The sequence below is a fragment of the Variovorax fucosicus genome, from assembly GCF_030316825.1.
Classification (GTDB): Bacteria; Pseudomonadota; Gammaproteobacteria; order Burkholderiales; family Burkholderiaceae_C; genus Variovorax; species Variovorax fucosicus.
In genome coordinates this window covers 525,345-539,069 of sequence record NZ_JASZYU010000004.1, presented here as the reverse complement: position 1 = coordinate 539,069, position 13,725 = coordinate 525,345, and the positions used below count along the sequence as shown (strand labels likewise).

The window sequence follows — 13,725 nt, the reverse complement described above, 5'->3', positions numbered from 1 at the left end:
CAATGAAGAAAATATCGCTCGTCGTTTATGCGGCGCTGCTGCTGGCGCTGGTCGCCGCACCGTTCATGGGCCTCTATCCCGTGTTCGTGATGAAGGTGATGTGCTTTGCGCTGTTCGCCTGTGCCTTCAACCTGCTGCTGGGCTATACCGGCATGCTGTCCTTCGGCCATGCCGCCTTTCTGGGCGGCTCGGCCTACGTGACCGGCCACGTCATCAAGATCTGGGGCCTGACGCCTGAAATCGGCCTGCTCGCCGGCACGCTGTTCGGCGCGGCGCTGGGGCTGGTGTTCGGCTGGCTCGCGATCCGCCGCCAGGGCATCTACTTTTCGATGATCACGCTGGCGCTGGCGCAGATGATGTATTTCGTCGCGCTGCAGGCGCCGTTCACCGGCGGCGAAGACGGCCTGCAGAGCGTGCCGCGCGGCAAGCTGTTCGGCCTGATCGACCTGCGCAATGACCTCACCATGTACTACGTGGCGCTGGTGGTCGTGGTCGCGGCCTTCCTGCTGATCGCGCGCACCGTACATTCACCGTTCGGGCAGGTGCTCAAGGGCATCAAGGAAAACGAGCCGCGTGCGATCTCGCTGGGCTACGACGTCAACCGCTTCAAGCTGCTGGCCTTCGTGATCTCGGCCGCGCTGTCGGGCCTGGCCGGTTCGCTCAAGACACTGGTGCTGGGCTTCGCGTCGCTGTCCGATGTGCACTGGACCGCTTCGGGCCAGGTCATCCTGATGACGCTGGTCGGCGGCCTCGGTACGCTCTCGGGGCCGCTGGTCGGCTCGGCCGTGGTGGTGCTGCTCGAGAACAAGATCGGCGACCTCGGCAACTTCCTGGCGCGCGTCACGTCGATCGACTGGTTCAACACGCTGGGCGAGTCGGTCACCATGGTCACGGGCCTGATCTTCGTGATCTGCGTGCTGGCGTTCCGCAAGGGGATCATGGGTGAAATCATCGCTTTCATCGACCGCCGCCGCGGCAGGAGCGCCTGATGTGGCAGCCCGCATCCCGCTACCCTGATCCGGCCTTCGAGGTGCTCGATCCGCGCTTTGCGCCGTACCTCATGTTCAATGCCGCGATCGAGCGGCTGGCCACCGGCTTTCGCTGGGCCGAGGGGCCGGTCTGGTTCGGCGACCAGCGCGGCCTGCTGTGGAGCGACATTCCCAATGACCGCGTGATGCGCTGGGACGAGGCCAGCGGCGCGGTCAGCACCTTCCGCCAGCCGTCCAACTTCGCCAACGGCCACACGCGCGACCGCCAGGGCCGGTTGCTGAGCTGCGAGCACGGCACGCGGCGCGTGACGCGCACCGAGTACGACGGCCGCATCACGGTGATCTGCGACGGCTTCGACGGCAAGCGCCTCAATTCGCCGAACGACATCGTGGTGAAGTCCGACGACTCGATCTGGTTCACCGACCCGCCGTTCGGCATCCTCGGCCACTACGAAGGTTTCGCGGCCGCGCAGGAGCTGCCGACCAACATCTACCGCGTCGACGGCAGGACGGGCAAGGCAACCGTCGCCAGCAGTGCGGTGAACCGGCCCAACGGCCTGTGCTTCTCGCCCGACGAGCGCCTCCTCTATGTGGTCGAGTCGGGTGCGGACCCGCGCCGCATCCGCGTGTTCGATCTGGCCGACGATGGCGAACGGCTCGTCAACGATCGCGTGTTCTTCGAGGCGGTCGATGGCGGCCAGCCCGACGGCTTTCGCTGCGACGTGGACGGCAATCTCTGGGCCGGCTGGGGCACCGGCGAGGGCCACGACGGCGTGCTCGTGTTCGCGCCCGACGCCACGCCGATCGGCCGCATCGCCTTGCCCGAGCGCTGCGCCAACCTGTGCTTCGGCGGCCGCGCGCGCAACCGGCTGTTCATGGCGGCGAGCCAGTCGCTCTATGCGCTGTACGTGAACACGCAGGGCGCTACAGCCTGATCGGCTGCGCGTAGCCCGTCATCTCCAGATAGCCGCGGCCGACCGGCTTGCCGCCGGCATCGAGCAGTTCGCTCAAGCCCTCCCAGTAGATCGCGCCGGTCGAGCTGCGGCTGTCGAGTTCCTGGTCGTCGAGCAAGGCCTTCACCGTGAAGCGGCCGGCCGGCGTCTGCAGCCGCCATTCGACCGGGTAGGCGGCCTGGCTGGTTGGACTCTTCCACACGCGCACCGGCTCGAACACAACCTCGCCCGGCGCGAACACGCGCAGCGTGCCATCGGCCGTGCGAAACGAGCCGCCGCCCCAGAGCGCGCCGCCGCTCTTGCGGCGCAGGTGAAAGGCGGTAAGCGCGCTGCCGTCGGCGAGGTTCATGCCGATCCAGTCCCAGCCGACCGCCTCGGGGTGCAGCAACGCTTCGCTCCATTCATGGTCGAGCCAGGCGGTGCCGCGCACCTCGAAGGTCTGGCCGCGCAGCGTGAGCCGGCCGTTGGCGGCAAGCTGCGGCTCGCTGTAGTAGTAGCTCGCTTGTGCCTCGTCCGGCCCCTTGCGCGAGAGGCCGGCGCTGCCCTGCAGCAGCACCGGCTGCGTCGGCGCAAAGTGCAGGTCGAGCGTGAATTCGCCGGCCGGTATGCGCGCGTGGTAGCCGTCGGCCTCGCGGCCGAGCGACCAGTCGCGCAGCAGCACACGGGTGTCGGTTTCAGAGGCTTCGGCCACACCCATGCCGGCGCGGGCGATGCGCTGGTCGTGCAGCAGCCTGCCGCCGGCCAGGTCGGTCACGGCGGCGTGTGCAAAGACGAGCTGCTTCGCCGCAAAGGCCGAGCGCATGCCCTGCGTCTCGTCGACACGCGAGCGGAAGAACGTCACCTGGAAGCCGAAGCCGCGTGTGCCCGCAGCCACATGGCCGGTGATGTACCACCACTCGGTGCGCAGTTCGGGGTGGCTGCCGTAGTCGCGCGGAAATGTGAGCGTGCGCGGCGGCAAGCCCCAAGCCGCCGGGGCCGCGAGCGCAGCCAGCACGAGACAACGCCGTGACAAGGCGGGTGCGGTCATTTCAGCAACGCGCCGAAACGGCAGCGGAATCAGGTGAGTACGACTTGCGCATTGTCGATATCACCCTTAAAAGGATGTGAGCCCGGTTTCGCATCAGCGTGGTGATCCTCGATTGAAGAGAGTGCTTCTACCAGGCCGCCGGCAGCTTGCGCAGGATCACCAGCCGGCCATCCCGTTGCCCGATGTAGCCGCCGGCGCTCAGCTCCTTCATCACCCGGTTGACCATTTCGCGCGAGGAGCCGACGCGGTCGGCGATGTCTTGTTGCGTCAGCTTGTGGCGCAGCACGCGCTCGGGGCCCTCCGGCTCGGACAGCTCCATCAGCACGCGCACCATGCGGCCATAGACGTCCTGCAGCGCCAGGCTGCGCACCTGTTCGGTCAGGCGCCGCACGGTGCGGATCAGCTTGTGGGTCAGGTGCATGGCGAAGTCGGGATGGTCCGACAGGAACTGGCGCAACTCCGAACCCTGGACCACGCGGCAGGTGCAGGCCTGCAGCACCTTGATGGAGGCCGAGCGCGGCGCGCCGTCGATCGTGAGCTCGCCGAAATACTCGCCCGGGCCATGTTCGGCGAGCACCAGCTCCCGGCCCTCGTCCGAGCTGGCATAGATCTTCACCCGGCCGCGGAGGAGGATGTAGAGCGAGTCGGTGCTGTCGCCCTCGTTGATCAGGATCGCGTTGGCGGGGAACGCGCGCGTCAGGCCGTGCGGCGCGATGGCGTCGAGCAGGTGCTGGGGCAGGCGATCTTCGGCGTCGGCATTCATGAGGCCCTCCGATGTGACGAACGATTATCGACCGCGCCCCGCGTGTGACGCAGTTCACATCGGCGCTGCGCACTGCTTCATCGAGAAAAAAGAGGGCTCTGTCTAGATTGGAGTCATGGCCGGCGCGAGTCGATTTCACCGGCCCCCCAAGCCAGATGGAGTCCGCCATGACCGCCTCTTTCACCCGCAGCCCTCTTCTGATTGCTCACTGCCTCGGCCTGCGGCTGATCGCGATGGGCCAGGCCCGGGTCGATCTGCGGCTGGCGGCGGCAGCCTTCGTGCTGGTCCTGGCAGGGATGCTGGTGGGCTGCGCCAGCCTGCCGGACGCCGGGCAGCGGCCTGTCTCGCAAGCCCGCACCGACGTGGCCGACACCCGCCTGGCCGCCGTGGCCACCGCCTCCATGCCCGCCGCCGGCGAACAACAGTCCGGCCTGCGCCTGCTGCCGGCCGGCGACCAGGCCTTCGAGGCCCGCATCGCCCTGGCCCGCGCCGCCCAGAAGAGCATCGATGCGCAGTACTACCAGATCGCCGACGACGCCTCCGGCCGCCAGTTCCTGCGCGAGCTGGCCGCCGCCGCCGCGCGCGGCGTGCGCGTGCGCCTGCTGGTGGACGACCTGCATGCCGCCGGCGAGGACGCGCTGCTGGTCGGCCTGGCCGCCCGCCCGAACGTCGAGCTGCGCATGTTCAACCCGCTGCCGGTGCGCGACGGCGGCGTTGCCGCGCGCGTGCTGTTCTCGGCGCACCAGTTCTCGCGCATCAACCGCCGCATGCACAACAAGCTGTTGGTGGCCGACAACGCGATCGCCGTCACCGGTGGCCGCAACATCGCCGACGAGTACTTCGACCGCAGCGGCCCCGCCAACTTCATCGACATGGACATGCTGGCGGCCGGCCCCGCGGTGCAGGCCCTGTCGGCCGTGTTCGACGGCTACTGGAACAGCGAGCAGGCCTACCCGATCCAGCGCCTGGTCGACCCGTCACTCACGCCGGAAGCGGCCCGCCAGCAGTTCGACGCCGCCGTGCAGCAGGCCGACACCGCCGAGTTGCCGGTGGCGACGCGCGACCCGCTCGGCCAGAGCAGCGTCGGCACCCAGCTGGCGAGCGGCCGCCTCGCGCTGCACATGGCCGGCGTTCGCGTGATTGCCGACGCACCCGCCAAGGCGAACGGCGGCGATGCCTCCCCGACCGACGGCGCCGTGATGAACGGCAAGCTCGAGTTGCTGCAATCCGCGCGCTCCGAAGTGCTGCTGGCCTCGCCCTATTTCGTGCCCAGCCGCCGCACGATGGCCGTCCTGAAGCAGGCCACCGCCGGCCGGGTGCGCGTCTCGGTCATGACCAACTCGCTCGCCACCACCGACGAGCCGCTGGTGCACGTTGGCTATGCCCGCTATCGCAGCGCTCTGCTGGACATGGGCGTTTCGCTGTACGAGCTGATGCCCGGCGCCGAGGACACGCGTGCCGCCGCCGGCGAACTGCGCGGTTCGCTTGGCCGCCTGCATGCCAAGGTGGCGGTGGTGGACACGCGCTGGCTCTACATCGGCTCCATGAACATGGACCGCCGCTCGGCCCACTGCAACACCGAGATGGGCCTGATCGTCGACAGCCCCGAGCTCGCCGGCCAGGTGGCCAGCCTGCTGCGCGGCGAGCGCCAGCACCTCAGCTACGAAGTCCGCAGCAACGGCGGCGGCCAGGGTCTGCAGTGGATCGCCCCAGGCGGTGCCGAGCCGGTCGTGTTCGCGCAGGAGCCTAACTTGAGCTGGGCCACACAGCTGCGCCTGTCGGTGGTCTCGGTCTTCGTCAACGAGGAGCTGCTCTGAATCCGCGCCGCGGGCAGGGCGCGCCCCCTGCCACGCGCCGGGGCCCCGCAGTACCATGGCCGGGCCATGGCCTGCCCCGCCTGCGGATTCGATGTCGATCGCACATTCGCCTTCTGCCCGAGGTGCGGGACCCGGCTGGCCGCAGCCCCGCCTCCCGCCCCCGAACCCTCCCCCGAACCCGAGCCTGAATCTGACCGCCGCATGGTCACGGTGCTGTTCGCCGACCTGTCGGGCTTCACCGCGCTGGCCGAAACGGTGGACGCCGAGGAGCTGCGCGCGCTGCAGACCGAGCTCTTCGCGCTGATGGCCGCCACCATCCGGCGCTTCGACGGCTTCGTCGAGAAATTCGTCGGCGACGCGGTGATGGCCGTGTTCGGCGCGCCCGTGGCACACGAGGAGGACCCGGAGCGCGCGCTGAACGCGGCGCTGCTGCTGCATCGCCAGGCCGGCGCGCTGAGCGGGCGCTGGGCGGCGCGCCTCGGCCGGCCGCTGGCCCTGCACATCGGCGTGCACACCGGGCCGGTGGTGGCGGGCCAGCTCGGATCGAAGGATGACGGCGCCTACGCTGTCACCGGCGACACGGTGAACGCCGCCGCGCGTTTGCAGGGCGCGGCCGACGCCGGCCAGACCCTGGTCAGCCGCACGACCTGGCAACTGACCCAGCATGCCTTCGATTTCGAGCCGGTGGGCGAACTGGCGCTCAAGGGCATGGCGCAGCCGATGGCGGCATGGCGCCTCGGGGCCGCGCTGTCGGCCCCGCGGCCGACGCGCGGCCTGCAGGCGCACGGGCTGGCCAGCGCGCTGATCGGCCGCGGCGCCGAGCTGCAACTGCTGCACGAGCGCTTCGACCAGGTGCGTGCCGGCCACAGCAACCTGCTGCGCATCGTGGCCGAGGCGGGCACCGGCAAGACCCGGCTGCTATCGGAGTTCCTGGAGCAGCTCGCGGCGCAGGGCCGGCTGGAGGGCGTCGCCATGCGCCGCGCCGCCTGTTCCTCGCTCGGCGAGCGCGCCTACGGCGTGCCGGCAGCGCTGCTGCGCGACGCCTACGGCGTGAGTGCGCAGGACGCTCCGGACGTGGCGCGGCAGAAAGTCGCAGCGGGTCTGACCGTCCTGGGCGCGCAGGCGGCCGAGACGCAGCAGCTCTCGGCCTTCCTCGGCTACGTGCTGGGCCTCGAGGCCGAGGATGTGCACACCCGCTACCTGGACCCGGAGCAGCTCAAGCAACAGATCTTCGCCGCCGTGTACGCGGTGGTCGAACGCCGGCTGCAGCAGGGCGCGGTGATGATGATCGTGGAGGACCTGCACTGGACCGATGCCGCCTCCCTCGAGCTGCTGCACTTCCTGCTGGAGCGGCTGCGCGAGCGGCCCTTCATGCTGCTGGTGACGCAGCGCCCGGCGCCCGCGCTCGAGGCCTGGGCCGAGGCCGCGGCGGCGCAGACCGTGCTGCGGCTCGAGCCCCTGTCGGCGCGCTGCAGCGAGGCCATGCTCGATGCGCTGTTCGGCAGCTCCCAAGGCGCGCTGCCCGCGGCGCTGCGCCGGCGCATCGTCGAACATGCCGGTGGCAACCCGCTCTTCCTCGAGGAGATGGCGCGCGCGCTGATCGCCGACGGCCTGCTGTCGCATGGGGCGGAGGGCTGGACCTGCAGTCCGCGCGCGACGGCAGCGCAGGTGCCCTCGACCATCCACGGGTTGCTGCTGGGCCGCATCGACCGGCTGCCCGCCCCCGCGCGCCTGGCCCTGCGCGAGGCCGCGGTGATCGGGCCCAACTTCGCCGAGGCGCTGCTGCGTACCGTCGCGAGCGCCGCCCCGGCGCTGCCGGAAGCGCTGGACGGACTGGTCGATGCCGGCCTGCTCGCTGTCGTGCCGGCATCGGACGGCCGCGAGTTCCGCTTTCGCCACGGCCTGTTCCAGGAGGTGGCCTACCAGAGCCTGCTGCTGCGCCGGCGCACCGAGCTGCACACCCGCATCGGCCAGGCGCTCGAGGCGCAGTGCGGCGGCGCGCCCCGGCAGCTCGAGGCGCTGCAGGCCCTGGCCCACCACTTCCGCCTGGGCGCGGACAAGGCGCGCGGCGCGCACTACCTGGTCGCCGCCGGTGACTGGGCGCGCGGCGCCTACGCCAATGCCGACGCCATCCGCGACTACCAGCTTGCGCTCGACACCCTGGAGGCCTGCGAGGGCACGCAGGACCAGCGCCTGGATGTGCGCGAGCGCCTGGGCGACGTGCTCGCGCCCGCCGGCCGCATCGCCGAGGCCACCCGGCACCTGGGCGCTGCGCGCGAAGGCCGGTCGCACAGCGGCGACCGCGTGGCCGAGGCCCGCCTGCTGCGCAAGCTCTCGGCCCTGCGCTGGGAGTCCGGCGAACGCGCCGAGGCCCAGCAATGCCTGGCGACGGGTCTTGCGCTCATGGACGGCGCCGCCCCGCACATCGAGCGCGCCTGGCTCTACCAGAAGATGGGCGAGCTGCACTTTCGCAACGCCGACAACCACGGCGCCCTGGACTGGACCGGGCGCGCGCTCGGCCACCTGGAGGCGCTCGAAGCGCAGCAGCCCGCCGACGAGGAGGAGCACCGCAACCTGCGTGCCGCGGTCGCGCTCTCGCTCAACATCCAGGGTGTGGCCCTGGCCCGGCTGGACCGGCTCGACGAGGCCGTCGACCGGCTCGAGCGCAGCGTCGCGGTGGCGCGTGCGGTGGATCTGCCCCAGGCCGAATGCCGGGCCCTGTCGAACCTGGGCGTGCTCTACAGCTCCAGCGCCCCGCAGCGCGCCATCGAGGCCTGCGAGCGCGGCCTGCAGACGGCCAGGCGCATCGGCGACCTCGGCCTGCAGTCGCGCCTGTCGGCCAACCTGGCGGTGGCGTATTGCACCCTCACCAACCGCTGCGACGAGCGCGGCGTGGACGCGGCCAACACCGCCATCCGCATCGACCGCAGTACCGGCCAGCTGGACCACCTGGCCGTCTCGCTGGTGGTGCTGGCCCAGATCTACCAGTGCCACGGCGAATCGGCGCGCGCGCTGCGCCATTACCAGGAGGCGCTGGCCCTGGCCGAGACCAGCGCCGAGCCTCAGTTACTTTTTCCCTGCTATGAAGGGCTTGCAACCTTGTACCTCGACGTTGATGATGGCGTGCAGGCCGAGCGCTACATGGCGCTGGCCCAGGACACCTGCGAGCGGGCGGGCCTCGATCCCGACGCGCTGGTCGTCCTTCCGTTCCTATGCTGAACTGCAGGAAGGAGTCGCTCCATCATGGCCATCACAACGCAACCCGTGGCACCCGGCGAGCTGGCGCCGGGCTTTGCCCTGCCGGCGATCGCCGGCAGCGGCCTCATCTCGCTCGACGACTACCGTGGACGCAGCCCGCTCTTCCTGTCGCTGCTGCTGGGCCTGTGGTGCCCCTTCTGCCGCCGACAGCTGGTGCAGCTCGGCGCCTTCGAGGGCCGGCTCAAGGCCATGGGCGTCGAGAGCCTGGCGGTGGTGGCCACCGCGCCGGAGAACGCGCGCCTGTATTTCAAGTTCAGGCCCACGCGCCTGGCCCTGGCCGCCGACCCCGCGCTCTCGACCCACCGTGCCTATGGCATCCCGAAGCCGGAGGTCACGCCGGCCTTGCTGGAAGCGATGGAGACGGTGCGCATCAACCCCACCGGCGAGCTGCCCGAGCCGCTGCCGATCTCGCAGGCGGGCAAGGTGCTGCAGGAGCGGGACGGCTACGCGTTCACACCGGCCGACCAGGGCGACGTCGAGCGGCAATGGCCGCAGCTGAAGGGGCTGTTCATGATCGACCGCACGGGGATCGTGCGGTGGGCCTATGTGGAGTGCGCGGCCGAGGGGTTGGCGGGGATTGGGAAACTTCCGTCTGAAGAGGAAATCCTGGGGGCAGGCAGAGCCTGTGCAGCATGAGCACCCAGCGCGCCGAACTGCCCAGCTCGCTGATGGCGAAGAACCCGAACGCCTGCTGAGCGGGAGCAGCGCTCACCAATCCTCCTTTACCGCCAGCACCGCATCCTGCCCCGCCGCCGCACGGCCCGCCAGCCAGGCCGTGATCGTGCCGGCCGCGACCACTGCCGCACACAGCGCGAGCAGGCGGCCCCAAGGTACCAGCATGTCCATGGTCCAGTGGAAGCTCTGCGGGTTGACCACTTTCACCAGCACCACCGATACGGCCAGTCCCAGTGCCAGCCCGGCGAAGGCTCCGATCACCGTCCAGGCCGCGCCTTCGCCGGCCACCACTGCCAGCACTTGGCGCCGCGTGAAGCCCAGGTGCGCGAGCAGGCCGAACTCCTTGCGCCGTGCCAGCACCTGCGCGCTGAAGCTCGCGGCGACGCCGAACAGGCCGATCGCGATGGCCACCGCCTGCAGCCAGTAGGTGACGGCGAAGCTGCGGTCGAAGATGCGCAGCGAGGTGGCGCGCAACTGGCCGACCGATGCGAACTCGACAGCGCCGCCGGCCGGCTGCTGCTGCGCGATCAGCGCGCGGATGGACTGCTGCACCTGCGCTTCGGTCGCGCCGGGTGCGAGCCAGAGCGACACGTCGTTGACGCTGCGGTCGCCGGTGAGCCGTTCGAAATCGCGCGAGTCGAGCACGATGGAGCCGAACTGCCGCACGTAGTCGCGCCAGACGCCGGCGACGAAAAAGACGGCGGGCTGCGCCGTGCCTGCAGTCGCCGAGGTCCCGAATGCCTTGGAGAGAGGCGCGAACACCGTGCCGGGCCTTGCGCCGTACAGGTCGACCATCGCCTCGCTCACGTAGACGCCGATCTGCCCTGCAGGCACTGGCAGCGCATCGCCCATCAACGGCAGCGACTGCGATGCTTCCCCATCGAAGCTGCGCGCCAGCAGCATCACCGGCGGCTGTGTCGACACCAGCGACACCGGCCGTGCGCGCACCGTGCCGACGCGCGCCACGCCGGGCACCTGCGCGATGGCCTGTACCAGTGCGGGTGCGAAGGCGCCGGTGTCGCTGGGCCCGCTGGAGGTGCCGACGTTGGCCGCGCGCAGGTAGAGGTCGGCTGGCAGCACCACGTCGAGCCAGCGCGTTACCGAATCGCGAAAACTCGCGACCATCACGGTGAGCGCCACGGCCAGGCTCAGGCTCGCCACCACGCCGCTCACCGCCACGGCGGCGGTGCCGCGCATGCGCCGCGCGCGCTCCACGGCCAGGAGCGGCAGCAGGCGCCGCGCCACCCTCGGCGCCAGCCGGTCGTAAACGAGCGCGATCAAACCCGGCAGCCCGGTGATGCCACCCACCAGTAGCAGTCCGACCGACAAGTAGGCCGCAATCGGCATGCCGAAAACGGCTGGAGCGCCTGCCAGCAGGGTGCCGGCAGCGATCAACAGGATCGCGATCCAGTGCCGTCCTGACGCGGCCGGTGCAGCGCCCAACCCTTTGAGCGTCTGGGCTTCCGGCAACCCTTGGGCTGCACGCGCCGGATACCAGCCACCGACCATCGCGGCCAGCATGCCGAGCGTGCCGTAGACCCCTGCGGCCGCGGTGCTCCATTGCAGCGACGGCGCCGCACCGGCGAAGTAGCCGCCTCCGAGATCCCCGCCCAGCACGCGCAGCGCAAACGCGGCCAGTGCAGTGCCGAGCGCGATCCCCGCGAGGCTGCCGACCATGCCGAGCACCAGCGACTCCACCAGCACCAGCCGCAGCCGCTGCTTCGGCGTGAGCCCCAGCACACCGAGCAGCGCGAACTGCTGTGCGCGCTTGGTCACGCTGAGCGCCAGCACCGAGAACACGAGAAACGCGCCGGTGAACAGCGCCACCAGTGCCAGCACAGTAAGGTTGACGCGGTAGGCGCGCGACAGGTTGCTCACGCGCTGCGCCGCATCGCCGGGCTCGGCGATCTGAACTGCTGCCGGCCAACCGGGCGACTGCTGTAGCGACTGCACGAACGCGCCGCGGTCGGTGCCGGCGGCGAGCCGCAGGTCGATGCGCGTGAGCCGTCCGCCGCGCTGGAACAGATCCTGCGCGGCGCCGATGTCCATCACCGCCAGCGCGGCGCCGCCAGCTGCCACGCTGCCGGCGACCTGCACGCGGTGCTGCGTCGCGCCGTCCTTGAGTTCGATCGTCGCCACATCGCCCAGCGCGGTGCGCGCCGCGGCATTGAGGAACACCTGGCCCGGCGCGAACAGCGCGAAGCGCGGCGCGCCCGACGCCGGCCGCGGCATCAAGGCCGGCGCAATCGCCGGCAGCGCCAGCGCGTCGACGCCGATCACGCGGATCGGCAGCGGCGCCGCCAGGGCCGGCGCCAATGCGAGCGTGTTGATTTCGACCACGGGGCTGGCGAGCGCTACGCGCGGATCGCGTGCCACGCGCGTGAACAGCGCCTCGTCGAAGCTGCCCTGCGAGGCGCGCAGCTCCAGATCGGGCTGGCCGTTGACCGAACGCACCGCGCTCGAGAACTCGTCGAGCGCCGAGGCGTTGATCAGGTGCACCGAGAAAGCCAGTGCTACGCCCAGCATCACCGCCACCACGGCGGCGGCATTGCGCCACGGGTGATGGCGCAGCTCCTGCCAGGAGAAGGTGGAGAGCAGGGCGCGCATGGCCCGATTGTGCCGGGCGCCTCAGGCTGCGGCAGCCGCCATGCGCGCCAGATGCGCACGCACCTGGGGCTGCGCCGCGAGGCCGATCGCGCGCTGGTAGGCGATGCGGGCTTCGCCGCGGCGGCCCGTTTCCACCAGCATATGGGCGCGCGCCGCCCACCACGGCTGGTAGCCAGCCACCATCCCGGCATCGAGCGCGTCGAGTGCCGCCAGGCCCGCCGCCGCACCTTCCGCGCGTGCCACCGCGCAGCAGCGGCTGACCTGTGCGCCCACGCCGGGCCGCAGTGCGAGCAGGCCGTCGTAGAGCGTCACGAGCGCTGCGGCCGGCACTTCGGCGCCGAGGCAACGCTGCGTATGCGCCGACTGGATTGCCGCTTCCAGCTGGTACGGGCCGGGCGACGACAGGGTGGCTGCATGCTGCAGCGCGCGCTCGGCCTCGGCCACCATCGGCATGGCCCAGCGCGAGGTGTCCTGCGCGTCGAGCGGCACGTAGGCGCCGGCGGCGTCGCGCCGAGCCTGCGTGCGCGCTTCGCAGAACAGCATCAGCGCGAGCAGGCCCAGCGGTTCGGGCTCCGAGGGCATCAAACGGCACAGCAGCGCGCCGAGCTCGATCGCTTCGGTGCTGAGGCGGCGCGTGCTGTCGGTGCCGTCGACATCGTCCCAACCGGTGCCGTAGGCGGCATAGATGCCGTCGAGCACATCCTGCAGCCGATCCGGCAGTTCGCGCGCCTCGGGAAACTCGAACGGAATGCCGGCCTGGCGAATACGCGCCTTGGCGCGCACCAGTCGCTGGCCCAGCGTGGCCGGCGCGGTGAGGAAGGCGCCGGCCATGCGTTGCACGTCGAGGCCCAGCACGGTCTGCAGCATCAGCGGAGTGCGCGCCGCGGCGTCGATGGCCGGGTGGGCACAGACGAACAGCAGCCGCAGCCGCTCGTCGGGCACGGCGCCGGTGGCTTCGCTTTCGGTGAACTCGTCAGCAAGCAGGTGCAGCGTGTGCGCCGCCGCCTCGCGCACCTGGTCATGGCGCCACACATCGAGTGTCTTGCGCCGTGCGGTGGTGACGAGCCAGGCCGCGGGGTTGTCCGGCACGCCGGTGCGCGGCCAGCTTTCGAGCGCGCTTTCGAAAGCGTCGGCCAGCGCGTCCTCGGCCAGGGCGATGTCGCGCGTGCGCGCCGACAGGATCGACAGCAGTCGCCCGTAGGAGTCGCGCGCCGCGCGTTCGGCGGCAGCGCGTGCCGCCCCGGAATTCACATCGACTCGCGCGGCATCACGGGCCGTACTTCGACCCCGCCGGTCGAGGCGCAAGGCGCACGTGCCGCCCATTCGAGCGCGGCATCGAGGTGCGGCACTTCGATGATGAAGTAGCCGCCGAGCTGTTCCTTGGTGTCGGCGAAGGGACCGTCCTGCACCTGGCGCTTGTCGCCGCGCACGCGCAGCGAGGTGGCGGTGGAGGGCGGCAACAGCCCCTCGCCGCTGAGCGTGATGCCCGACTGGGAGATCGCACCCACATAGGCCATCCAGCTGGCCTTGTGGGCATCGGCCCGTTCGTCGCCGTACTTGGCGAGGTCGTCGGGGGTCACGTAGAACATCAGCATGTATTGCATGGGGTACTCCTGATCAAAGAGGTTGCGAGCAG

The 13,725-nt window shown here is 70.7% G+C and carries 10 protein-coding genes; 5 read left to right on the top strand and 5 right to left on the bottom strand.

Annotated features, from left to right (window positions below):
* The first annotated feature begins 2 nt into the window (after positions 1-2).
* Both QTI05_RS24780 and QTI05_RS24775 read left to right on the top strand, forming a co-directional pair.
* The gene (locus tag QTI05_RS24780) at positions 3-989 is read left to right on the top strand and encodes a branched-chain amino acid ABC transporter permease (RefSeq protein WP_286547200.1); all 987 of its coding nucleotides are present in this window, start codon (positions 3-5) and stop codon (positions 987-989) included.
* A complete protein-coding gene (locus tag QTI05_RS24775) occupies positions 989-1,924 on the top strand; it encodes an SMP-30/gluconolactonase/LRE family protein (RefSeq protein ID WP_286621041.1) in 936 nt (311 codons plus the stop codon). Before QTI05_RS24780 ends, QTI05_RS24775 begins: the two co-directional genes overlap by 1 nt.
* Here the strand turns inward: QTI05_RS24775 and QTI05_RS24770 are convergent.
* A complete protein-coding gene (locus QTI05_RS24770) occupies positions 1,914-2,969 on the bottom strand; it encodes a lipocalin-like domain-containing protein (RefSeq protein WP_286621039.1) in 1,056 nt (351 codons plus the stop codon). The two genes, QTI05_RS24775 and QTI05_RS24770, sit on opposite strands and share 11 nt — an antisense overlap.
* Before the next feature lie 127 nt (positions 2,970-3,096).
* Positions 3,097-3,732: a Crp/Fnr family transcriptional regulator gene (locus QTI05_RS24765; RefSeq protein WP_286547194.1), complete on the bottom strand. Its 636-nt coding sequence runs from the start codon at positions 3,730-3,732 to the stop codon at positions 3,097-3,099.
* Between the two features lie 167 nt (positions 3,733-3,899).
* On the opposite strand from QTI05_RS24765, the gene QTI05_RS24760 reads away from it, so the two are divergent.
* The 3 genes from QTI05_RS24760 (at position 3,900) to QTI05_RS24750 (ending at position 9,443) form a co-directional block, all read left to right on the top strand.
* The gene (locus QTI05_RS24760) at positions 3,900-5,549 is read left to right on the top strand and encodes a phospholipase D-like domain-containing protein (protein WP_286621037.1); all 1,650 of its coding nucleotides are present in this window, start codon (positions 3,900-3,902) and stop codon (positions 5,547-5,549) included.
* Between the two features lie 201 nt (positions 5,550-5,750).
* A complete protein-coding gene (locus QTI05_RS24755) occupies positions 5,751-8,768 on the top strand; it encodes an ATP-binding protein (protein ID WP_286621035.1) in 3,018 nt (1,005 codons plus the stop codon).
* A 24-nt stretch (positions 8,769-8,792) separates the two neighbouring features.
* The gene (locus QTI05_RS24750) at positions 8,793-9,443 is read left to right on the top strand and encodes a redoxin domain-containing protein (RefSeq protein ID WP_286547189.1); all 651 of its coding nucleotides are present in this window, start codon (positions 8,793-8,795) and stop codon (positions 9,441-9,443) included.
* 72 nt (positions 9,444-9,515) lie between these two features.
* Here QTI05_RS24750 and QTI05_RS24745 read toward each other — a convergent pair whose 3' ends face one another.
* From QTI05_RS24745 to QTI05_RS24735, 3 genes are read right to left on the bottom strand one after another with little or no spacing between them, the layout of a single operon-like run.
* Positions 9,516-12,089 (bottom strand): FtsX-like permease family protein, encoded by a 2,574-nt coding sequence (locus QTI05_RS24745; protein ID WP_286621033.1) that lies wholly within the window; start codon positions 12,087-12,089, stop codon positions 9,516-9,518.
* 21 nt (positions 12,090-12,110) lie between these two features.
* Positions 12,111-13,340 carry an RNA polymerase sigma factor gene (locus QTI05_RS24740; RefSeq protein ID WP_286621031.1) on the bottom strand — a complete coding sequence of 410 codons (1,230 nt, stop codon included), beginning with the start codon at positions 13,338-13,340 and terminating at the stop codon, positions 12,111-12,113.
* Positions 13,337-13,693, bottom strand: a complete 357-nt coding sequence (locus tag QTI05_RS24735) for a YciI family protein (protein ID WP_286547185.1) — start codon at positions 13,691-13,693, stop codon at positions 13,337-13,339. The genes QTI05_RS24740 and QTI05_RS24735 overlap by 4 nt, the downstream gene beginning before the upstream one ends.
* Positions 13,694-13,725: the final 32 nt, after the last annotated feature.

Bases quoted from the DNA above. Each gene is read 5' to 3' on its own strand.
- QTI05_RS24780 (WP_286547200.1), top strand. From the start codon at position 3: ATGAAGAAAATATCGCTCGTCGTTTATGCGGCGCTGCTGCTGGCGCTG.
- QTI05_RS24775 (WP_286621041.1), top strand. From the start codon at position 989: ATGTGGCAGCCCGCATCCCGCTACCCTGATCCGGCCTTCGAGGTGCTC.
- QTI05_RS24770 (WP_286621039.1), bottom strand. From the start codon at position 2,969: ATGACCGCACCCGCCTTGTCACGGCGTTGTCTCGTGCTGGCTGCGCTC.
- QTI05_RS24765 (WP_286547194.1), bottom strand. From the start codon at position 3,732: ATGAATGCCGACGCCGAAGATCGCCTGCCCCAGCACCTGCTCGACGCC.
- QTI05_RS24760 (WP_286621037.1), top strand. From the start codon at position 3,900: ATGACCGCCTCTTTCACCCGCAGCCCTCTTCTGATTGCTCACTGCCTC.
- QTI05_RS24755 (WP_286621035.1), top strand. From the start codon at position 5,751: ATGGTCACGGTGCTGTTCGCCGACCTGTCGGGCTTCACCGCGCTGGCC.
- QTI05_RS24750 (WP_286547189.1), top strand. From the start codon at position 8,793: ATGGCCATCACAACGCAACCCGTGGCACCCGGCGAGCTGGCGCCGGGC.
- QTI05_RS24745 (WP_286621033.1), bottom strand. From the start codon at position 12,089: ATGCGCGCCCTGCTCTCCACCTTCTCCTGGCAGGAGCTGCGCCATCAC.
- QTI05_RS24735 (WP_286547185.1), bottom strand. From the start codon at position 13,693: ATGCAATACATGCTGATGTTCTACGTGACCCCCGACGACCTCGCCAAG.